Annotated in this window: 24 protein-coding genes; 10 read left to right on the top strand and 14 right to left on the bottom strand. The window is 36.1% G+C overall.

The window, feature by feature from the left end; genetic code table 11:
* Positions 1–62 precede the first annotated feature (62 nt).
* Together B2R82_RS16720 and B2R82_RS16715 are read right to left on the bottom strand one after the other, a co-directional pair.
* Positions 63–572: a general stress protein gene (locus B2R82_RS16720; protein ID WP_286926010.1), complete on the bottom strand. Its 510-nt coding sequence runs from the start codon at positions 570–572 to the stop codon at positions 63–65.
* Positions 573–890: 318 nt separating this feature from the next.
* Entirely contained in the window at positions 891–1331 is a 441-nt protein-coding gene (locus tag B2R82_RS16715) for a Dps family protein (RefSeq protein ID WP_054770433.1), read from the bottom strand.
* Positions 1332–1558: 227 nt separating this feature from the next.
* Between B2R82_RS16715 and pepF the strand changes: the two genes are divergently transcribed.
* Positions 1559–3373 (top strand): oligoendopeptidase F, encoded by a 1815-nt coding sequence (gene pepF / locus B2R82_RS16710; RefSeq protein ID WP_286926009.1) that lies wholly within the window; start codon positions 1559–1561, stop codon positions 3371–3373.
* Between the two features lie 231 nt (positions 3374–3604).
* Complete coding sequence (locus B2R82_RS16705) at positions 3605–4588, top strand: SEC-C domain-containing protein (protein ID WP_286926008.1); 984 nt, start codon at positions 3605–3607, stop codon at positions 4586–4588.
* Between the two features lie 385 nt (positions 4589–4973).
* Here the strand turns inward: B2R82_RS16705 and B2R82_RS16700 are convergent, their stop codons facing one another.
* On the bottom strand, positions 4974–5171 hold the full coding sequence (locus B2R82_RS16700) for a zinc-finger domain-containing protein (protein WP_283871787.1): 198 nt from the start codon (positions 5169–5171) through the stop codon (positions 4974–4976).
* Between the two features lie 231 nt (positions 5172–5402).
* On the opposite strand from B2R82_RS16700, the gene B2R82_RS16695 reads away from it, so the two are divergent.
* The 6 genes from B2R82_RS16695 to B2R82_RS16670 all read left to right on the top strand — a co-directional run bounded on the left by B2R82_RS16695 (position 5403) and on the right by B2R82_RS16670 (position 10490).
* On the top strand, positions 5403–5795 hold the full coding sequence (locus B2R82_RS16695) for a ribonuclease HI family protein (RefSeq protein WP_286926007.1): 393 nt from the start codon (positions 5403–5405) through the stop codon (positions 5793–5795).
* 253 nt (positions 5796–6048) lie between these two features.
* Entirely contained in the window at positions 6049–6870 is an 822-nt protein-coding gene (locus B2R82_RS16690; protein ID WP_286926006.1) for an amino acid ABC transporter substrate-binding protein, read from the top strand.
* 65 nt (positions 6871–6935) lie between these two features.
* On the top strand, positions 6936–7592 hold the full coding sequence (locus B2R82_RS16685) for an amino acid ABC transporter permease (protein WP_286926005.1): 657 nt from the start codon (positions 6936–6938) through the stop codon (positions 7590–7592).
* Positions 7593–7602: 10 nt separating this feature from the next.
* A complete protein-coding gene (locus tag B2R82_RS16680; protein ID WP_286926004.1) occupies positions 7603–8349 on the top strand; it encodes an amino acid ABC transporter ATP-binding protein in 747 nt (248 codons plus the stop codon).
* Between the two features lie 152 nt (positions 8350–8501).
* Positions 8502–9116: an NlpC/P60 family protein gene (locus tag B2R82_RS16675; protein ID WP_286926003.1), complete on the top strand. Its 615-nt coding sequence runs from the start codon at positions 8502–8504 to the stop codon at positions 9114–9116.
* Between the two features lie 171 nt (positions 9117–9287).
* A complete protein-coding gene (locus tag B2R82_RS16670; RefSeq protein WP_286926002.1) occupies positions 9288–10490 on the top strand; it encodes a macrolide family glycosyltransferase in 1203 nt (400 codons plus the stop codon).
* 63 nt (positions 10491–10553) lie between these two features.
* On the opposite strand, the gene B2R82_RS24105 is transcribed toward B2R82_RS16670, so the two are convergent.
* The 3 genes from B2R82_RS24105 to B2R82_RS16660 all read right to left on the bottom strand — a co-directional run bounded on the left by B2R82_RS24105 (position 10554) and on the right by B2R82_RS16660 (position 12111).
* Positions 10554–10730: a hypothetical protein gene (locus B2R82_RS24105; RefSeq protein WP_313373270.1), complete on the bottom strand. Its 177-nt coding sequence runs from the start codon at positions 10728–10730 to the stop codon at positions 10554–10556.
* Positions 10706–11707 (bottom strand): MFS transporter, encoded by a 1002-nt coding sequence (locus B2R82_RS16665; protein ID WP_414674128.1) that lies wholly within the window; start codon positions 11705–11707, stop codon positions 10706–10708. Before B2R82_RS16665 ends, B2R82_RS24105 begins: the two co-directional genes overlap by 25 nt.
* Before the next feature lie 5 nt (positions 11708–11712).
* Positions 11713–12111 (bottom strand): MarR family winged helix-turn-helix transcriptional regulator, encoded by a 399-nt coding sequence (locus B2R82_RS16660; protein ID WP_286926001.1) that lies wholly within the window; start codon positions 12109–12111, stop codon positions 11713–11715.
* A 290-nt stretch (positions 12112–12401) separates the two neighbouring features.
* Between B2R82_RS16660 and B2R82_RS16655 the strand changes: the two genes are divergently transcribed.
* Positions 12402–12956 (top strand): DJ-1/PfpI family protein, encoded by a 555-nt coding sequence (locus B2R82_RS16655; protein ID WP_286926000.1) that lies wholly within the window; start codon positions 12402–12404, stop codon positions 12954–12956.
* A 901-nt stretch (positions 12957–13857) separates the two neighbouring features.
* Here B2R82_RS16655 and B2R82_RS16650 read toward each other — a convergent pair.
* The 8 genes from B2R82_RS16650 to B2R82_RS16615 form a co-directional block, all read right to left on the bottom strand.
* Complete coding sequence (locus B2R82_RS16650; protein ID WP_286925999.1) at positions 13858–15483, bottom strand: hypothetical protein; 1626 nt, start codon at positions 15481–15483, stop codon at positions 13858–13860.
* A 310-nt stretch (positions 15484–15793) separates the two neighbouring features.
* Positions 15794–16075 carry a hypothetical protein gene (locus tag B2R82_RS16645; RefSeq protein WP_313373267.1) on the bottom strand — a complete coding sequence of 94 codons (282 nt, stop codon included), beginning with the start codon at positions 16073–16075 and terminating at the stop codon, positions 15794–15796.
* A gap of 309 nt (positions 16076–16384) precedes the next feature.
* Positions 16385–17644: a histidine--tRNA ligase gene (locus B2R82_RS16640; protein WP_286926012.1), complete on the bottom strand. Its 1260-nt coding sequence runs from the start codon at positions 17642–17644 to the stop codon at positions 16385–16387.
* 627 nt (positions 17645–18271) lie between these two features.
* Positions 18272–18601: a DUF3889 domain-containing protein gene (locus B2R82_RS16635; protein ID WP_286925998.1), complete on the bottom strand. Its 330-nt coding sequence runs from the start codon at positions 18599–18601 to the stop codon at positions 18272–18274.
* Positions 18602–18690: 89 nt separating this feature from the next.
* On the bottom strand, positions 18691–18822 hold the full coding sequence (locus B2R82_RS16630; protein WP_283871775.1) for a hypothetical protein: 132 nt from the start codon (positions 18820–18822) through the stop codon (positions 18691–18693).
* A 21-nt stretch (positions 18823–18843) separates the two neighbouring features.
* Entirely contained in the window at positions 18844–19068 is a 225-nt protein-coding gene (locus B2R82_RS16625) for a hypothetical protein (RefSeq protein WP_283871774.1), read from the bottom strand.
* Positions 19069–19206: 138 nt separating this feature from the next.
* Positions 19207–20043 carry a type II pantothenate kinase gene (gene coaW / locus B2R82_RS16620; protein ID WP_054770428.1) on the bottom strand — a complete coding sequence of 279 codons (837 nt, stop codon included), beginning with the start codon at positions 20041–20043 and terminating at the stop codon, positions 19207–19209.
* A 438-nt stretch (positions 20044–20481) separates the two neighbouring features.
* Positions 20482–21216, bottom strand: a complete 735-nt coding sequence (locus B2R82_RS16615; RefSeq protein ID WP_286925997.1) for an SDR family NAD(P)-dependent oxidoreductase — start codon at positions 21214–21216, stop codon at positions 20482–20484.
* Positions 21217–21436: 220 nt separating this feature from the next.
* Between B2R82_RS16615 and B2R82_RS16610 the strand changes: the two genes are divergently transcribed.
* On the top strand, positions 21437–22258 hold the full coding sequence (locus B2R82_RS16610) for a squalene/phytoene synthase family protein (RefSeq protein WP_286925996.1): 822 nt from the start codon (positions 21437–21439) through the stop codon (positions 22256–22258).
* The last annotated feature ends 57 nt before the right edge of the window (positions 22259–22315 follow it).

Below are 22315 nucleotides of genomic sequence, written 5' to 3'. Positions count from 1 at the left end.
TTGACCATTTAGTTTTTCAACATATGAAAAAGACAGAGCGTTCTACACTCTGTCTGTTAGTTCTATAAATATCTTCTTAATTGCTCTGCCTCATTCATTCGCTCTTCAGCCTTTAATCGTTCTTCTCGTTGTGAAGCTGTTTCACCAGCTAACGATTCAGGTGCTGTTAAACGTGGATCTAGTGGATCATGTCGGTAACGATTTTCTTCTGAATCGTCTGCTGTTGCCCTGGGATCAACTAAATCTTCACGCTCTGCAAATAAAACAATGGCTCCTTGTTCCACTAGCTGCGCATAATACGCTGTTTGTCCCTCGGTCAAATCGAAACGCTTTAAGCCTTCTGTTACTGCTGTATCGCCAGTGAACCACGATTTAAATTGATCTAGCCAATTACCTGCCTCATGAGTTTTCACAGCAGCATCCCATTTAATATCCTCGAATTGATTGGCATCCTTTGCAATAATATGAATGTCCTCTGTGCGATAGCCTTCTAATCGCATACTTTCTAAAATATGAAACATTTCTTCCTTTGTATGTGCCACTTCAATTCTCGGGTTTTGTTCATTCATCATGTTCAATTCCTCCTATTTTGTATGGCTTACTAGGATATTACCCTACTCTCCACTGTAAAAACCCTTTTCATAAATCCTTTATCAAACTGTCATAATTGTTATACAGTTTTGATATCTGTTTAATTTTTGTCATTTTCGTATCAATTTCGCCTTGGCATAATTGTAGCTGCCGCTACGCTTTCGCGCAAAAAACATCTGCCGCTTTGCTTTCGATACAAGATACATTTGCTGAATGAAGATAAAAATAAAAAATAGGCTAATTGGAGCTGATGCTACTCCAATTGCCTATTTTTAAAATTAAATTGCTTGTCTCTATTTTTATTTACCAAGGAAGGCCTTTAACATCCACGTATGCTTTTCTAGAGATTGGTACATGGCATTTAGCATATCCTCTGTACGGTCGTCCCCTTCCTCCGCAGCTAGCTCCATTGTTGAGTTTAATGCTTTCATCAATTTTTGGAAATCCGAAATCGTTGTTGCCACCATTTCTTCGGATGTTTCATTTCCTGTTGCCTCTTCTACATATGATAGCTCAAGATGCTCTTTTAACGTCGCGACAGGCTTACCATCTTTGGAAAGAATGCGCTCCGCAGTGTCATCGAGATTTAAGGTTGTTTCATTATATAATTCTTCAAATTTTGCATGTAGTGTAAAGAAGGCGTTCCCTGTCACATACCAATGATAATTATGCAATTTCGTATAAAGTACAGACCATGTTGCTACAAGCTTATTCAATTGTTTGTTTAAATTTTGTGTCATCATTTCTCCTCCATCGTGTCAATTGTTCTAGCCATTAGTATGCGTTACATTCATGATTGGCTATACACACATTTTTCCCAATTGACACATTTTCAAACATAGCTATTTTCAGATAAGGTTTTTATTCTTTCTTCATTATGAATATTTAAACTATTCTATAAAATTATTTCACTTTCCGAAATAGTTTCGTTATAATTAAATCACTTACTTTTAAAGGGGTGTTTTTGATGGAGGTTTTACCATTACGAAAAGATGTGCCAGTAGAACAAACGTGGGATTTGAAAGTTTTACTTGAAAATGAAGCAGATTTTGAACCTGTTTTAGCGCAGCTTGTAGAGAATGCATTGTATTTTGAACGAAACTATCAAGGTACAATTACAGATGCTCATAAGGTCATTGAGGTTCTCACAGCTTTTGAGGCATTAGAAAAAAGCATTGTTCCAATTGGTACTTATGCTAGCTTAACAATACAAGCAGATCATACAGATGATGTAGCCCAAATGCGTGCTGCAAAGTTTAGTACAGCAGTCGGAAAAATAACTAGCTCACTATCTTTTGTCCGTAGTGAATTGCTATCATTAGACGAGGAAATTTTAAAGGAAGCAAGTCTTCTTAGCCCTGTTTACAAGCTCTATTTAGAGGATTTGTTAAAAAGAAAGCCCCATCAGCTACAACCAGAGGTGGAAAAAGTATTAGCTGCATTAAATCCTACTTTTGAGGCACCTTACGAAACATACAATACAGCAAAATTAGTGGATATGCATTTTGGAGAATTTGAGGCAAATGGTGAAAAACATCCATTAAGCTTCGTTTTATATGAAAACGGCTGGGAATTCGAGGCAGATACAAATGTGCGCCGTTCAGCATTTAAAGCATTCTCAAATAAACTACGAGAATATCAGCATACTACTGCCAAAATTTATAACACACACATTCAACAGGAAAAAACAATGGCTGATTTACGAGGCTTCGACTCAGTTATTGATTACCTATTATTTGATCAGGATGTCGATCGCTCACTCTACAATCGTCAAATAGACCTTATTACAAAAGAGCTTGCTCCACATATGCGTCGCTATGCTAAGCTAATTCAAAAAGCTAATGGTATTGATAATATGACATTTGCTGATTTAAAAATTGCCCTTGATCCGGATTATGATCCAAGGCTAACGATGGCTGAAGCGAAAAATTATGTTGAAAATGCGTTAGCGGTACTAGGCCAAGATTATACAAATATGATTGAAAAAGCGTTTAATGAACGATGGATTGATTTTGCGCCAAACAAAGGAAAATCCACTGGTGCCTTCTGTTCAAGTCCATATGGAAGTCATCCATATATTTTAATGTCGTGGAATGAGCGTATGAATGAGGTCTTCACACTTATTCACGAGCTTGGACACGCTGGTCATTTTGCCAATACGCATGCTCATCAATCTTATTTTAATAGTCGACCATCCTTATACTTTATCGAAGCACCATCAACAATGAATGAAATGCTACTAGCCAATTATTTATTAACGCATAATGAGGACCTTCGCTTTAAACGATGGGTTATTTCTAATATCGTGTCTAAAACCTATTATCATAACTTTGTCACACATTTACTGGAAGCAGCCTATCAGCGAAAGGTATATGAATTAATTGATGCTGGTGAAGCTGTTAATGCTACAATTTTAAATCAATTAAAACGCACTGTTCTGGAAGATTTCTGGGGTGATACTGTCGATATTATCGAGGGTGCAGAGCTTACTTGGATGCGTCAGCCTCATTATTATATGGGCTTATATCCATACACATATAGTGCTGGTTTAACCATTTCTACTCAAGTATCTCAGCGTATAGTAAAAGAAGGCGATAAGGCTGTTGATGAATGGTTGGCTGTTCTTCAGGCAGGCGGTACAAAGTCACCTGTCGAACTTGCTCAAATGGCAGGCGTCGATGTTACAACAGATCAACCACTGCGTGAGACCATTGCTTATATTGGCCATCTTATTGATGAGCTGGAACGATTAACAGTGGAAATGGAAGCAATAAAAGGCTAACATAACAATTTAAGGACCATCTATGCTTTACTATAAGCGTAGATGGTTTTCTTTTTTGGTTCTATTCAGAAAAATTCGTACATATACTAGAACTAGGGCGTCCCTCTATGTTTTTTGATATTTCTAAATAGACAATCATTTTTCTTCATACAAAAGTACCGTTATTATTAAATGTATGCAATTTATTTAGCAAAAACCGACTAACAATTTTCAAAGGAAGTGTATCCAATTATGGTAAAACGTAATGATCCATGCCCATGTGGTAGCGGCAAAAAATACAAAAAATGTTGCGAAGGTAAACAGCAGGTAACAGTTGAAACTGTAGCAATTGAAGAATTAGAGCGTGTGCTGCAAACATTTTACATGGAATATCCAGAGCGTAAAGATGTTCGTGCCTATATCGAGCATGTAGGAACATGGCAGCCTAAATTAGAGAGCGTGTTACAAAGAGAACTGATTGAGGCAGTTGCGTTAGATGACTTCTTCTTCCATCAAGAGCCATCTATTTGGAAAGGCTATTTAAAGAAAACAAAGAAAAAAACGGTCAGACCTTCTACTTTAAAGGTTTTAGAAAACTGGTCACAGCCTCATTTATTTATTGGATCTGTCTCCACTGTAGAAGAGAAATATTTCAAGGCTATCCACGTGCTAACAAATGAAGAAATTTATATTCGTCGAGAAAACGACAAGCCAATTCCTGAAGGTATGCATGTTTTTGCCTTCCTCTTACCAGATGGAACAAAAAAATCAGAGCATTATTTAGCTGTTTCAACACTGATTTTCTTCCCTCAAGATCATGCAAAAGTATTTGAGAAATTTAAGGAATCCTTTAAGGGCTCAGAGAAAAAGGTTGGCACATTCCTAAAAGAAAAGCATCTATCCTTCTGGGAATTACTTGTGTCTAATGGCTATAAAGGAGAGGAATTCACAAACTTTGAGAGCAATGTCTTAACCCAAGTAAAGGATTTCCTTGAGCAAAATGATCGCGAGACAGCTCCGATGTTAGAGCTTTTAGAGGATTATTTAATTGAAGGACAACCATCTGCACGCAAAGAAGCTGCGATTGCTGCGGGTGCGATTCGCTATGGACAAGAAAAGGCATTATTCGAGTCCCTATCCTTGACAGTAAAAGAAATTGCCGCGACGTTCGATATTTCTGCTTCCTCTCTTACAAAATATTATCAAGATTTAAGTAATTATGCGGCTACTAAATAGAGAGTAACTTCGCTTGCACTATTCTAATGGCATAGTGGAAGACCACTAAAATCGTTTCAAAAAATTCAACTTTTGGATTGTATTTGCAAAATTTACTTAAAAATGCGCCATACGCTGGAGAATACTCCTCAAGCGTACGGCGCATTTATGTATATCAATTTCGCATTGGCGTAATTGTAGCTGTCGCTTTGCTTTCGCTACAGAAAAACCCTTTGCCAGATGAAGATAAAATAGAAAAAAGCTACTTTGTTATCAGCAGAGCCAACAACAAGGTAACTTTTTCTATGGTAACCAACCAATAGTAGCATTTCCGATCATATAGTTATTTATGCATTAGTTTTAGTAAATATGATTAAGTTTTATTAAAAAGTAAAATTTCGATTACTTACAGCTTTTTACTATAAACTTTTAAAAGCTCGTCTCCTAAAAACTGTAGTCGCTCCCCCACTGTGCATGCCTCGATGCAGAAACGATGAGCTCCTGGCTTTCCGCGATCTTTACGCAGCTGCTTAATCACTAAGCAATCCGCGCAATACGTATCATGCAGTTCATCAATATCTTTCATAACTGTCACTTTATCCATGTTGAACTCTCGCTCCTCCCCTGTCCAAAATTCGCTTCTTCCTATTATGAAGTGAACATTTTGAACAAGCAACTATTTTGTTTATTACCTGAATAAAGTGTAACTACAATCAGGCTTACTTTACTTCCTTCTTCAATGGAGACTTACTGCCCGTCTATACGATAAAAAAATGGCATGAACGAATAATACCTTTGTTGTACAATTAAAATAAAACAAAGAGGTAGGGATTTTATGTTAGAGGTATATATAGATGCTGCTAGTGCAGGAAATCCTGGTCCCAGTGGCATAGGTATATTTATTAAAGGTGAGGGCCATCATATACAAATTAGCGAGTTTATAGGTTCTGCCAATAACCATATTGCTGAGTTTACAGCTTTAGTCCGTGGCTTAGAGGAGGCTCAAAAACTTGGTTCAAGCCTTGTCTCAATTCGTTCTGATTCAAAAATTGTTGTAGCATCTATGGAAAAAGAATATGTGAAAAATGAGGAATTTAAACCATTTCTCGAGAAGGCATTAGCCCTTGCAGATACCTTCGATTTATTTTTTATCAAATGGGTCCCAGATACTCAAAATAAAGCGGCCGATACTTTAGCCCGTAAGGCCATTCAAAAAGAAAAAAACTAAACCAAGGACTAGGAACTGTTTTTGCCTTAGCGTGCAGTTCCTTTTTTCTATCTCCCCATTTAATATCCCCTAATTTTTTATTTTTATCAGCTTTCTTAGTCATCAAATGTTGCTCTAACATGTAGGCATTTTCTAATAATTCAATACGGATATTGACAATTTTAAAGTACGATGATATTCTTTATCACATTAGTGATTTAGTTAACGAAAGCGAATGATAAAAATCTATTTAGAATGTTAGGAGAATGCTAAAATGAAACGAATATTCGTATTTTTTTTCATGCTGACAGCCGTGATGTTTGCATTAGCAGCATGTGGTTCATCAGAGGAGAAAACAAGCGGAACAGGAACAGATAAAACAACTGCTGACAACAAATCCACTGATAAAGAAAAATTAATTATTGGTATTGACGATAAATTTGCACCAATGGGCTTCCGAGACGATAAAAATGAAATCGTAGGCTTCGATATCGACTTAGCTCGTGCAGCAGCAGAACATATGGGCGTAGAAGCAGAGTTCCAACCAATTGATTGGAAAACAAAAGAAGTAGAATTAATTAGTGGTCGTATCGATTTAATTTGGAATGGCTATACAATAAACGATACTCGCAAAAAACAAGTATTATTTACTAAACCCTACTTAGAAAACGCACAGGCTGTAATGATACTTAAAGATTCATCTATAAAAGAATTAAAGGATTTAGCTGGTAAGGAAGTTGGACTTCAATCACAGTCTTCTGCAGCAGATGCTTTAAATGAAAATCCAATAAACAAAGAAATTAAAACAGTTACTGAATTCGGAGATAATGTTTTAGCATTAACAGATTTAAAAACAGGTCGAGTAGATGCAGTTATTATCGATTCAGTTGTAGCTGAATATTATATGACAAAAGAGCCTGACACATTCAAATTGTTAGATGAGTCATTAGCACCTGAGCAATATGGGGTTGGTGTCAAGCCTGGCAATGAAGCATTATTAGAAAAACTTCAAGCTGCATTAGATAAAATGAATGAGGATGGCACTTCCGCTGAAATCTCTACAAAATGGTTTGGGGAAGATAAAGTTTTAAAATAATTGAATGCTATAAATCGTTAAGAGTTTCCTTGCGAAGCTCTTAATCTATTTGGAGGGAAGAAGAAATGGCGGACTACTGGCAAACAATGGTTTTGCCGATGCTTGAAGGCGCTAAAATGACAGTATTACTGTTTTTCATCGCCATTCTAGTATCGATTCCACTTGGTTTCATATTAACATTAGCAGCAAAGAGCCGTTTTAAACCCCTCTCTTGGCTTGCACATACGTATATTTATGTCATGCGTGGTACACCACTATTACTACAGCTTTTATTAATTTGCTTCGGTTTACCTATGCTGCCAGTCATCGGCGAGTACTTAGTGCTTGATCGATTTGTCGCAGCATGTCTTGGCTTTATTCTAAATTATGCTGCTTATTTTGCTGAGATTTTCCGTGGTGGATTACTGGCCATTGATAAAGGACAATATGAAGCAGCTCAAGTACTAGGTTTATCAAGATGGCAAACCACGACACGCGTTATATTGCCTCAAATGTTTCGAGTAGCCTTACCAGCCTTATCAAATGAATCGGTCACATTAATAAAAGATACAGCTCTTTTATATGCAGTCGCTGTCCCAGAGCTACTGCACTTTGCACAAACAGCTGTTAATCGTGACTTTACAATTGTGCCGTTCTTTATTGCTGGTGCTATTTATTTAGCGATGACACTTGTTTTAACTGTGCTGTTTAAATGGTTAGAAAAACGCTTTAAATTTGAATAGAGGTGACAGTATGGCGCTGATTGAAGTAACAAACTTAAAAAAATCCTTTGGTGAGCTTGAGGTCCTCAAGCGAATTACTTTTTCTATAGATAAAAATGATGTGATTGCTGTAATCGGCCCTTCTGGATCAGGTAAAAGCACTATGCTCCGAAGCTTGATTCATTTAGAAGAAATCAATGGCGGTAGTATTTGTGTAGACGGTGATTACTTGGTGCAAGATGGGCAATATCCAAAGCAGCAGGAAATTAAAGCAATTACAGCAAAAATGGGAATGGTTTTTCAGCACTTTAACCTATTCCCACATTTAACGGTTCAACAAAACCTTGAAATGGCACCAAGCCTAGTAAAAAATGAATCTGCAGATGAAATTACTCGTCGCTGTCAAGATTTATTAAAAAAAATTGGACTTGCTGATAAAGCGAAGGCTTTTCCAGCCAATCTTTCTGGTGGTCAAAAACAACGTGTAGCCATTGCTCGTGCACTTATGATGAACCCACAAATTTTATTATTCGATGAACCAACCTCAGCTCTTGATCCAGAACTTACAGGTGAAGTGTTAAACGTTATGAAGGATTTAGCTGAGGAGCATATGACAATGATTGTGGTCACGCATGAGATGGGCTTTGCACGTGAAGTGGCAAACAAGGTGTTATTTATGGATGGTGGCGAAATTATTGAAGCTAATCATCCTGAAGAGTTTTTCAACAATCCTCAGCATGAACGGACAAAGGCTTTTTTAAAGAAGAATTTAAAGTAGAAATACGGAGAGTAGCTTTATGCTATTCTCCGTTTTATTATGTTTAATTGTATCCTTAATGTTATTTTATTGACATACATTTGTAATATTCTAATGTTAATATCATTTATATATTAAGAAAAATGCTTTCAAGTTATAGGAGGATACATAATATGAAGAAGAATAAAAAGTATAGATGGGGGATTAAATTAGCGGCACTAGCATTAAGTTCATCTGTACTTTTTTCATCGCTCGAAACAGCATCTGCTGCAACGTACACAGTAAAACCTGGTGATTCTTTATGGAAAATTGCTAGTCAACAGGGTGTTTCTTTACAAACATTAATGAGCTGGAATCATTTATCTTCTTCCACGATTTATATTGGCCAAAAGTTAAACCTTAATACGATGCACACTACTGTACCTAAATCACCTGCCAATCTAGTACAAATTGCCAAACAACAACTTGGTGTTAAATATACATTCGGTGGAACGAAACCAAGCACAGGTTTCGATTGCTCAGGATATATCACATATGTTTATAATAATGCAGGTATTTCAACGCCACGTAAAACGGCTGCAGGCTTTTACAATACGGCCGAAAAAGTAAGTACACCTAAAGTAGGTGATTTAGTATTTTTCGCAAATACATATAAAGCAGGCATTTCCCATGTAGGTATTTATGTTGGTAATAATCAAATGATCAATGCAAGCAATAGTGGTGTGACGATTGCTAATATTAATAGTTCTTATTGGAAGAAGTACTTTGTAGGATATGGCCGTTTATAGAAACTAGCTGAACTAATATAACCATTAGTTCGGTTTTTTTTGAAATGAAATCCACTTCAAAAACCTGCTTGCACTTGCTAAAAGAATATGCGGTGTTTTACCATAGTAAACAATAATATGGGCAAGTATCCCTTTGTATATCAGAAATTTTAATCCTAAGGAGTGATTGAATTGTCACGAGTTTTATTTATAAATGGCGGATCTGAGGGGCATATCAATCCAACTATTGGCGTCGTACAAGAGCTTATATCACGCGGAGAAGAGGTGGTGTACTTTACAATAAAAGATTTTAGAGAGCGTGTGGAGAAAACAGGTGCCACTGTTCGAACATTTGATGGTCAAAAATTTATAAAAGCATTTATTTCAGGAGGAAGAACGTATTTGCTTGAAAGAGTCAATGGACTTTTACTGACAGCAGATATTGTTATCCCTGCCGTACTTGAACAAATTAAAGGTGAGAAATTTGATTATATCATTCATGATTCCATGTTTGGATGCGGACGTCTCCTTGCACAAATTCTTCAGCTTCCTGCAATCAATTCATGCACAACTTTTGCTGAAACCAAATTATCGTTTGATCACACAATAGAGCAATTGTCACAGCATATTCCAAATGCAATACTAGATAAAATAAATGAAATTTATCAAGCGCTGATAGCTAAAATCAAAGATACCTATAATATTGATATTTATTCTCCCTATGAAGTATTTTGTAACCCTGCCCCACTTACAATCGTTTATACAATTAGAGAATTTCAGCCCTTTGGAGATAATTTTGACCAAACCTATAAATTTGTAGGCCCATCCATTTATCCTCGAAATGCACAAAGGAATTTTGATTTTACTGCTATCAAGGACAAAAACCTTATTTACATTTCAAGGGGTACCATCATTAATCAAGCCCCGGAATTTTACAAGCTTTGTTTGAAAGCTTTCGCAAACACTCCATACACTATCGTTATGTCTATTGGACAAAAAAACCAACTAGATGAATTAGGAGAGATTCCTCCAAACTTTATTGTCCAGGATTATGTTCCACAAACTGAAGTATTAAAAAACGCTAAACTATTTATTACGCATGGTGGAATGAACAGCACGAATGAAAGTCTCTACTATGGTGTTCCACTAATTGTCATTCCTCAAGGCGCAGACCAGCCCATAATTGCAGAGCAGGTTGCCAAAATAGGTGCTGGTATTCCACTACAGATGCAAACATTAACTGCACAACAGCTGTTCGAAGCAGCAGAGCATGTTTTAAAGGAGTCCTCCTTCCAAGAGGCTGTTGCAAATAGCAGTAAAACATTTCAAAATTCAGGTGGCTATCATCATGCAGTTGATGAAATTTTCAAATTTAAAGATCAAACTACAATCTAGACTTCTTTTTTGTCGCTTTTTAAGCTGAACTACTATTACTAGTGGTTCAGCTTTCAATTTTCTTTAAAATCGTATATCCCCTGTTACATGTTTTGTTTTTATTTTGGCTAAACGCAGTAAATAGATAATAAAAACAACGACCAGTAAACCTGCACCGGTTAGATAAACAGCACTATAACCCGCTTGTACCGCTATTATACCTAAAATATAAGAACCTAAAGCAATTCCAAGGTCAAACATTGTAAAGTATGTTGCGGTTGCATAACCACTACGTTGAAGNNATAGCCAAACCCAATAAAAATAGCTGCGCTTAAAAATAAAACTGGTCCTGCCACAAATGCAAGCATAACTAGCCCTATAGCAAAAGATATAATACCAGGAATAATGACAAACTGTGGTCCTCTTGTATCATAAAGCTTACCAGTATAAGGTCTTGTAATTAGCATGGCTGCTGCAAAAACTGCATAAAATAAACTGGCGATGGCCATAAGTCCTTTTTGCTGAGCATACACGGATAAAAAGGATAAAACACTCGCATAGGAAAAAGCAACTAAGCTAGCAATAGCCGCTGTAGGAAGTGCTTTGCGCTCAAATAAATCATTCAATTTAAAGGTTAATTTCCCCTGATGTGCAGGTTTAGGTAGATCATCTGTATTCACAGTAGCAGCTAAAATGCCACCAGCTACTATACAAATACTCATCACAATAAATAATACATTGAAGCTACTATATTGAATAAGTAGTAAACCGACGAATGGTCCAATCACGACAGCCAAATTAGTAGACATAGTGAAATAGCCAAGACCTGCGCCTTTACGCTTCGTGGGTACAATATCCGCAGCTAAAGAACCGGCTGCAGTTGTGATAATACTAAAGAAGATTCCTTGAATAAAGCGTAGTCCAAGTAAAAGTCCGAATGGATGAATAAATAAATATAAAACTGTACATAAAAAATAGCCGGCAATCGATAAAACTAAAAGCAGCTTTTTTCCAAAAACATCTAATAATTTACCTGAAAAGGGACGTACAATAATAGCTGATAATAAAAAACCTGATAGTAATAAACCTGCCTCCTTATCAGTTTGGTGAAGCTCACCAATTGCATAAAGCGGTAAGGTCGTTACGAGCCCATAAAAAACAAAAAACACTGAAATATTTGTTAGAAACAGACTAATAAACCGCTTCGTCCATATTTTTGAATTTTCCTCATGCTGCATGTCAATCAACCTTTCATTTTTTCCAGTAGACTTATAAATTGCTGTTGTTCTTCTACAGAAAGCGATCCTACCATTTCTTCCTCAAATGCTAAAATTGTTTTTGTAATAGCGGGTAATCGTTTTTCTGCTTCTGGTGATAGAGTAACAATCTTTTCTCGTTTATCTGCACCATCTATTCTTTGTACCCACCCTAACGTTTCGAGTCGAGTAATTGCTCTAGTAATACTCGGTGCTTCAACATTTAAATACTTCCAAATTTGAGTTAATGTCATTGGACCGTGCGTATGTAAGCAGTATAAAATGGTCCATTGTGAGCTATACAAATTATGCTGTTTTAGAACTTCATTTAAACAATTCGTTAAATAGCGACTTTTTTGGAATAAGGCATGAAATAACGGAATCAATTTTTACCTCCTCGGTTATCCCGCATTAACGGGCAATAAATTTGTATTTATACAAGTTAGGTGAAAGTCCGATTGATGAAGACTAAAAATCATGCTTCAATTCTAGATTATTTACCTAGCTAAACAAATACTATACGCTTCATTTTTTTCATTGTAAAGTAGGTTGTTTGAGCTTCATAGCAATTTGCCATTATGTACATCTACTTCTTTCAGCTTTTCTAAAATATCAGCAGGGAATTTTTTGAAAGTGTCGAATTTAGCTAGTAAATCACAATAAAGGAGATGGAATCATGGGGAAAAAAGTATTAATAATCGCCGGGGACGCTGTAGAAGCGTTGGAAATTTTTTATCCTTATTACCGCTGCTTAGAGGCTGGCTATGATGTAACGATTGCAGCACCATCAGCAAAGAAACTACAAACTGTATTGCACGATTTTATAGATGGGGTCGATACATATATCGAGCGCACAGCATATGGCTTAGAGGCACATTCATCGTTCGCTGATATTGATCCAGCACAATTTGACGGACTCATTATTCCTGGTGGTCGAGCACCAGAATACATTCGTTTAAATGAGTATGTTCCAGCACTAGTGAGCCATTTCTTTGAAGAGAATAAACCAATAGCTGCTGTCTGTCACGCTGCACAAATATTTGCAACTATTCCTGAGGTGCTAAAAGGTCGTGAACTCACAGCTTACATTGCCTGCAAGCCAGAAGTTCAAGTAGCTGGGGGCACTTACATTGATGCGAATCTTCATACTGATGGCAATTTAGTTAGTGGTCATGCATGGCCAGATCTACCTGGATTAATGCGTGAGTTTATTCAAAAATTAGAACAATAAGGGCAATCGAGTAGGAGACTATCCATTAATTGACTAGTCTCTCTCACACCTCCTTCGTACGAATCCGTATACAGCGGTTCCATGAAGTCTAACGGACAGCTATTTTGTATCTTCCTGTCCGTTATGCTTTTCTGTCTCTCATAGCCACTTGTATTCTCAGCCTTCTTAGTATCGCCTATGGGATTCACCATTGCTATCCACTAAGGAAGTCCATCTTTGGATTGTCTGCTTCATCAAACAAACGAAACTCAAGTTTATATTACACTCCTGTTAGCCATCCATGAAGCGCAAAATAAGCACTTCACCATAGATAATGAAAGAAGATTAAGCTCTTTCACGGAGTTCAACAAGGAGTCAATTAACTTATATCNNTTTTCAACAAATAACAAAATTAGTGTTGCCAATGGACCTAATACAAGAGAAAGTAAAAACCAATTTAACCCTGTTCTATTCTTCCCTTGTGCAAGTGCAGCATTTATCAATGCCAATGTACCCCAACCTACAACATATTGGTTATCCATTATCTATCCCCCCATTTCATTAACCAGACAATGTACATTTTTTCACAAATACTTTTGACTATCGTTAGCTATATCATTAAACACACACATTCAGAGGAAAGAAAATGACTTCGAATGGAGAAATCCAAATGCCATCTTGATGGTTAGCATGTTCCCTGATTCAATACTTTAACTAGTGGAAAATCTAAGGACTTGTCTAAAATACCTCTCATTTGTTCAAAGAAGTTTTTGTTGATTTCAGCTCCCATTTTGTGTACATATATACCAGTAAGTTAAGAAATCTTAGCTCCTGTGTGATCTTGTAAAATTAAATTACATGCTTTCCAAATAGTTTTCATCAGATAAGCCTTAAGAACATCACATTCTAGTGCGTTTTGTTATTACTTACCTTCTAAAGCCTTATAGATAGTGTGAATTGTTTTTTCAGAAATGACTTTAGTTCTTGAGACATAACTATTGCCAGTATCTGCTGATAACAGAGTTTGGAACAAATTTAACAGTACACCATCTGCATGAGTATGAGCACCATCTACTGCAAAACTTGTAATCTCCTCTACTGATGCAAATATACGAAATCCTTGTGAATCAGCGTAACCTCCAATAATCGTATCATCATTAGGACGACGTGTGATTTTATTGTATGTTATTTCTGGACCTTCATAAATTGGATACATAAATTCTTTTCTCTCCTCTTGGTCTTCTATAGTTTTTGGCTGTTGTGTAATTAGATTCATAGTTTGTAAATCTAAGTATTGTGTATTATTCAAACCAACATTTAGGTTTTTAACTTTACGATCACCCCAACGCATCAGTTTAATAATACCTTCTGCCCATACACTAGCACTAAATGTTTTTGCACTTAGCCCCAAATAATTTGAAGCTATGATATGCAAATCGGATTGATGAATATCATCTTTATCTATAATTAATCCTATATTATCTTTATAGGGGCTAACTTCAGGGTATTTAACGATGTAGTTAAAGTTTCCTGTGTGATAGAAGTTACTATCTAGTACATCGTATAACAACTGTTCAAGATATTCGCTCAATCGAAGAGGTAGCACACCAGTATTATAATCCTGCTCAGACTTAGCAGCGATCTCTGCTGCTGACGAATTAATCATAATTTCTTTATTAAACTTAGTTATGTGATATTTAATAAAGTCTACAAGATTTTCATAATAAGCACGCTCATTATCATAAATCTTAACAGTGTCATTATCTGGATTACCGATAACATGGTCTAAAGGTAATATTTTAAAAGCACTACGTAGTTGACGGAGTTCAATAGGTGGTATCTTTATGTTGTATGTATCCTTCAACATTGAAATTGTTCGATTAATATGATCCAAACGAATAGCTGACGTGCTTGAAGTTAAGATAGCTACAATTTGTTTCATGCGATATAAGAGGTTTGGGTATGGACTGTATGTACCTTGGAACGGAGTATCAGCATAAGGTTCTCCTATAATATGGGAAACAATTATTTCTGCATCTGGCAACCTAACACCTAATTCATCAGTATTCGTATTCTGATTCAAAGTTTTATTTGGATGTTTGTAAGAAACATCATCCACCATTATACGTCTTCTTAAAGTGACCGCTGCCTGCCAATCTCCATATACATAAGCTAGCAACCCTTCTGACACTGGCGAAGTTCTTTGCGCGACTAATTCTAAAGGCACATTAACAAGGATATCAATGTCTTCCTGTGTAAATGAAATATTTAATTTAGTTAAACGCTCAGCTAAACCTTTACTTGCAAGATCCTTCTTATCTGAGTTGTTAATCATATTTTCAAACCACCTAAGAAGGTTGTGACTATTCTTCGTGTCTGTTCTAAATTTAGTTAATATATAAGGTAAAACTAAACCTGTTGCCTCATGATATCTTAACATTACCCCCTCAGTACCGCCTATTAGTTCTAGAGTTTCTAGTGTTAATTCACTAGCCTTAAATTTTGTTTCTGAATCATAAATTAAAAATCTACCATCGTAATACCTCATATTTTGTTACCTCCTCCTGTATACTAAAGGTTTCCATTTACAACGATAAATACTAATGATTTTTCTCGCTTTTATGCCACCTTTAATATATCCCATGACAGGTGGCGTTTGTTGATGATCATATAGCAATAGGCCACAATCTCGTTGCTACATACATCCTTGTTTCCCTGTATTAAATGTACGTAATATCCTACATTCCTTTTAGTTACATTACCTCTTCAACAACTTCATAAGATCGCTAGCTGCGGTCTATTCCCCCTTATTTGCCAAACATATTGCGAAATACTTTAATGGTGTGCTGATGTTCAGCCTATTCAGCAATTCTACAAGCTTCTTCAGGAATATGCTTATAAAAACAACCATCTTCAGCGAAAATATCATACGAATGATAGTCGTGCTCAAACGAACCGCCAAAGTCCGCTATTTTAACTTTTCCAACCATTTCATGGCCATTGAATGTGAATCGAACTTTTTCACCCAAATTAAATTTCATTGGAGGCAAATTTCCTAACATAATATGTCTTGTTGCAGCCTCCTTCTCCAATTGTCTACGTGTTGCTTCCAGTACTTTTAGTGTGTCATTAACTGACATACAACCAGCTCCTTTAATTCATGTAATTTACAAATTTTTTCCTTTGCACTATTTTGGGGTTACTATTGCTGGATTATATATAGTTTTTTGAATCAAATAACTTGTTTTTTTCTAAAGAGCAATACAACAGGAATTGCTCTATTGATTTAAAATATGGGGATTAAAATGTGCTTAATATTTAGGACATCTCCCCCCATTTTGAACAAAGATTTATCAAAAGAAGAGCTATTTATAATACCCATATAGTGAATTTTCTAATAAGGATTAAATACTTAAATGATACTTACGGTCGTTATTTAAAATAAGGAATCAAAAAACAAATCTTTTAATAGAAGAATCTCCTGTGTGCATATTCTTTAAAATATATTGACCTTGCGTAACTTCTTCTTCTCCTAAGACAATGACAAATGGGATATTCTCACGATTTGCTTTATCCATCGCTTTTCTTATTTTTTTCCCACTAAGCTCGACTTCTACACGATGCTCCTTACGCAAAACCTTCGCTAATACAAGAGACTCAGCTATTGTATTTATGGGAATAATATAAATATCAATTGGGGCTTGCTGATTCTTTTGTTTACCTAACATCATAGCTGTAAATATAACATCTAACCCAAATGAAATACCTACTGTCGCAAACTTTTCTGTTCCCCCTAATAAACCACCAATTGCATTGTCATAGCGCCCCCCACTACCAATACTTGATTTTATTCGACCATCACGTACGAAGATTTCATAAATCGTGCCAGTATAAATTTCTAGCCCGCGTGCCAGTAGTGGATTAAATAGACAACTTTCCGTAATGCCAAGCATATTTAAGTAACGTTCTAGTTCTAACACTTCAGCTAATCCCTCTTGAATTAAAGGCTCCTCATATTGTACGAAATAAGCAAGTGTATTTTTTCTATTGTCTTGTAAAAAATGTTCGATACTTTTTATTGCTGATTCTTCCAGACCTAATTCTTTTAATTCCGCTAAAACAGCGGCATTTCCCACTTTTTCAATTTTATCAAGTATCAGAATAACTTGGCTTTGGAAATTAGCATCCACTTCGAAAATTCCAAGTAAGCCAACTAATAACTTACGATTGTTATATTGAATAACAATATCTTGCTCTAACTTTTCAAATGCATCTATTGCCATCATCATCAATTCTGCTTCTGCTGCTTGTGAATCAACCCCTACGATATCTACATCGCATTGTGTAAACTCACGAAATCTCCCAGCTTTAATCGGACCATCTCGAAACACTTTGCCAATTTCATAACGTTTAAACGGCATTGGTAATGTAGGGTTCATTGCAATTACCTTTGCAAAAGGAATTGTTAAATCATAACGTAGCGACAAATCACGTTCTCCTCTATCTGATAACAGATACATCTCTTGTAAGATCTCAGCACCTCCTGCGTATTTAGAGGCCATTAAGCTTGTATAGTTTAAAATTGGTGTTTCGAGTGGTTTACACCCGTATGCTATAAATGTGTCTTCTAACGTGCGACGTATATTACGACGTATACACTCTTGCTCTGGTAAATAATCTTGTGTTCCTCTAACATTTTTATAATCCATTTTCTTCATCATCTACACTCCTTTGTTTTTAAGAAAATAAAAAAACCGTACATACATAAGCTCCAACTTCGGCTTAGTTATAATACGATTTCATGAGAAATAGTCTTCCTATTCAATATTAAAAAATTAATAAAGATAGCAAGACTAATGAATATGATGATGTTTAGTTGCTGATGTTAGACGATTTAAAATCGGCATATAATCCCTCCTATCAATTTATTGGTAACTTTAAACCAAAGTAATATATTTGTCAATTCATTATTTTCTAACAATATTTTCTTTAGTTGAATTACTTTTTTCTATCTCTTCTTGCCATTTGTATTATCAGCCTTCTTTAGTGATTCCTGTCGGATTCATCATTTCTCCCACTATCCTCCTCAATTAGACAGAAAGCGTACTTGGTATTGTTAAACACATACATCCAATCAACCTAGTCTTCTATGCGATTCGTGTTCCTCCAACAGTTTTTGCCGCCAGCTTCCTTTAGACTCCGCGTCGCCACGGACACCCTTGCTCTTGGCTACAACTACTTCTGTCTTCAGAGTCCGTAACTTACATCCTATTTTCATACACTGTTTGCGCACATAAAAAGGATGCCTTTTGCCAGGCACCCTTAAACTTTAAGCATTATGAGGTTACTTCCTGTAATTCAATGTTTTCTATCTTACTTGTCTTTGTGACATAATGGATTTTTACATAGACCCCAAATTCCTTGTCACTTTGTTTTAGCCATAGCTTAAATTTCTCGATAGTTTTATCCCCTTGAGTTTCTCTTCCCTCATGCAAATAATCCACTATCTTAGCTTGTGGATATTTAATCCTCACCTCTTTTATTGCTACTATACTCCATTTAGCATAGGCTGGAGCCTCCTGTTGGGCAAAAACAGCCGTTGGAATATGTAATGGTGAAGTAAGTAATACAAGAATAGTACCCGCTATTAAACCAAACTTTTTCAATTTAATATCCCCTTTTGATGTATAAACTGTTGTACAAAGCAAAAAATAAGTGCTCCAAAAGCAAAGCATACTTTAGGAGCATTTTTTGATTATTGTTTCGGTTGCTGCGGGTTATTATGAATTACCTGATTAAACTCTGCTGAATATTCTTCCCGATCATTTTTTTTATGGACATCTTCTTTCTTTTTCTTTTTAAAGCTTGTTTTATTTTTCTTTGCCATTTTTAATCCCTCCAAGTTTAGTTATTTCTTTTTATTGGATTGCTGATTTTTATCGTGGTTTGTTTTATTATCTTTATTTTTAGCCTTTGCATCAAATTCAGCCGAAAATTCTTCATTCAGGTTGTCGTTCGGATTATTGTTATTACTATTACTTCTATCGAGGTCTTTGCTTTTGTAGGTACCGAAAGGATTATGTGTTCTAACATTCATCGTCTTTTTACTGTTTTTATTATTTCTATTGCCCACAGATATTCACCTCCTACCTGTAATGTGCTCAGGAATAAAGGATTTATGCTTTGGTGAAAACTTCAATGGTAGAGGATTTATGTATAAAAAAATGTACATTACCAATCTTCTTTAGTAATGTACATTCTTTTTGCCCTTTTAGACAATTGTATATTCAGATATATTTAGTAACGCTCCAACTGCCCCAGAAAAACCGTGGTCATTTATAAAAACGGGTATATGTTTTTTTGTACGTGTATAATTGGCAATTACGCGAGCCAGATGATCATTATTGCTTAAGGTAGAGCCAATATAAACAATATGTTGTGCATTTTTCTCCTCAGCATATTGTATACTAAGTGTTGTAATCACCTCTCCTACAAGGCCTTGTACAGTAGCAATAATATCTTCTGCCGGATGATTGACAAACTCAGTAATACCGACCTTCCCAAAATTACTAGCTGTTAAATGTCCATCAATTGGTGTATCCATCCCTTGATAGATGTCTTTAACTAGTAAGTCAATAGACTCCCGATTACCATGTGAACTCATTTCTCTTATTTCATTGTAATCTGTAATACCCGTTGTAAGCGCTGACAATCCAATTAAAGTTCCGCCACCAATACCTGTTCCACCAACACGAATATGCGTATTGCCTTCCATATAATGTATTGAAGTCCCAGTACCAATATTCGTGATCATACTACGCTCGAAGAAATAGCCTTCTTTATGTAGCAAAAATCGAACACCTTTCAATGTAGCTTCAAATTCTACTATATAATGAATCGATTTCATTGCCTTTATGACTTCCAGTAATTGCTCCGTACGCCCTCCCGTAACACCAATATCCTCAATATCTGGATGTTTAATAATCCAATCCTTTACAGCCAACAAATCATTCGACGGAAAAGTTGTTAAAACAAGCTCATTGTGCTTATCTAAATAAGCAACTTTTGTCAATGTGCCGCCTGCATCAATACCTATAGCCTTTGGCATACCATTCTCCTTTAACTTTATTCAGTACAATCTCTATTTAAACGGTGAGATATATACTAGATTTTGCTTTTATTCAGGATGCGTTTAAATGCCTGCTGAATAAAGTTCATGCCCCCACGTTGTCATGGATTTTGCAAGGAGTTATTGTGTCAAAATCCTGACGTATCTTCTATTAATATCACCAGCAAAATTACAGTTACCATTCTTGTTCCACGTAATTGTTTATTTGCCCTTTCTAAACTTTAACGCTGTTGAAATAATTGTGCAATAACTTAGCAAACTTTCATGAAAAAAACACGAAAAATATCAAAATACTTCTATTTTTCACCTTTATTGCGAAAGCATTTTTATTACTTTATCATTTTTCTATTAAAAGAACAAAAAAAGTGAAAATGTATGAATAAACACACATTTCCACTTTCTTTTTTTCAAATATTATTAACGAGCTGAATACCCACCATCAATTACTAGTTCAGCACCAGTAACATAAGATGCCTCATCTGATGCAAGGAATAAAATAGCGTTAGCAACTTCTTCCGGTTGTCCAAGTCTACCCATCGGTGTAGCTTGTACAAGCATATCCATCGCTTCCTTTGCTTCAGATAATTTAGCTGTCATTGGTGTTTCGATTACACCTGGGAAAACAGTGTTTACGCGGATGTTAAAAGCTCCTAATTCAGCGGCTGCTGCACGAGCAATTGCACGTAGTGATCCTTTAGATGCTGTATAAGCATTCATGCCCGCACCAATAATTGCTGTGTAGGAAGATGTATTAACAATAGAACCTTTTCCTGCTACTTTCATATAGTTTGAAGCATGTTTAATGCCTAGGAATGGACCAAAAGCATTGATATTATGCATAATTGTCCAGTCTGCTTGCGAAATTTGGTCAGGACCCTTTTCAGATGAAATACCAGCATTATTAATCAAAATATCAATACGGCCATATTTATCGATGACTGCTTTTGTTACCTCTGCCCAGTTTTCATCTGAAGAAACGTCTAGTTTCATTCCCTCTACATGCTCTAGCTCAGAAATTTTTGCTAGGTTTTCTTCGTTAATATCAGCAGCAATAACGGTAGCTCCTTCTTCCGCAAACAATTTTGCCATTGCAGCACCCATACCTGATGCGCCACCTGTAATAATTGCAATTTTGTTATCTAAACGTCCCATAAATAAAACTCCCTCTATGTCATATTTTGTAGTGCATAAGTCCAGCCATTATTTTGATAAAATAATGTATAGAGTTAAATAGTTTACTATTAAACTTTATCATCTTTTTTAAGCGTTTTCAAAGAATATGACTAGAAAATTAAACAATCTGTTTTATCTTTCCTCACATTTGCGATACGATATACTATAGATGTACGACCATGTGAACGGAGGAATAGTAGTGAAAGATCAAAAAACACTTTATAAAGAAGCGATGCAAGTTTTAAAGGAAACTAGCCGCACTTTTTATATACCGATTACTTTTTTAAAAAACGATTTGAAAATGTCAGTGGCTGCTGCCTATTTAGCTATGCGTGCTATTGATGAAATTGAAGACCATGAAAGGCTTTCAAATGATGTAAAATTTGATTTACTGACTGCAACAAGTGAATTATTAAAGGAAACATTTGATGCTGAAGCATATGAAACATTATTAGCACCATATGCTGATGAGCTACCTGAAGTATCTCTTCGCTTAGCAGACTGGCTTACTTTCTGTCCTGAAGGCTCACGAAAAATTGTCCAAGCATCAACGAGTGAGATGTCTTTTGGGATGGCCAAATGGGCAAAAGCAAACTGGCAAGTACACACTCGTGAGGATTTAGATGATTATACATACTATGTGGCAGGGCTTGTTGGCACAATGTTGTCTGAGCTTTGGGCGTGGGGTGCAGATATTCAAACAGATCGCGATTTAGCGATTGGCTATGGACGAGGTCTCCAGGCTGTGAATATTTTACGTAATCAGCACGAGGATCTGGATGAGCGTGGCGTAAGCTTTGTTCCAGATGGCTGGACACGAGAGGATTTATTTGCATACGCAGAGGAAAACCTTGCGAAAGCTGATCTTTATATGAAGGATATCAATAAACGTACAGTACTTTTATTCTGTCGATTACCACTAGCACTTGCTCATAAAACTTTGAAGGCGATGAAGGATGGCCGCGAAAAAATGACACGAGCAGAAGTCGAAAAAACGGTAGAAGAGGTACAGGCTGAATAATGCAGCTGAAAACAATGAACCCAAGTATGAGAATATTCTCTTACTCGGGTTTTATTG

It is taken from the genome of Lysinibacillus sp. UBA6686 (genome assembly GCF_002455205.1).
GTDB lineage: Bacteria > Bacillota > Bacilli > Bacillales_A > Planococcaceae > Lysinibacillus > Lysinibacillus pakistanensis.
Note: the sequence above shows the minus strand (reverse complement) of the source record. Positions and strands in the feature narration are given on the sequence as shown.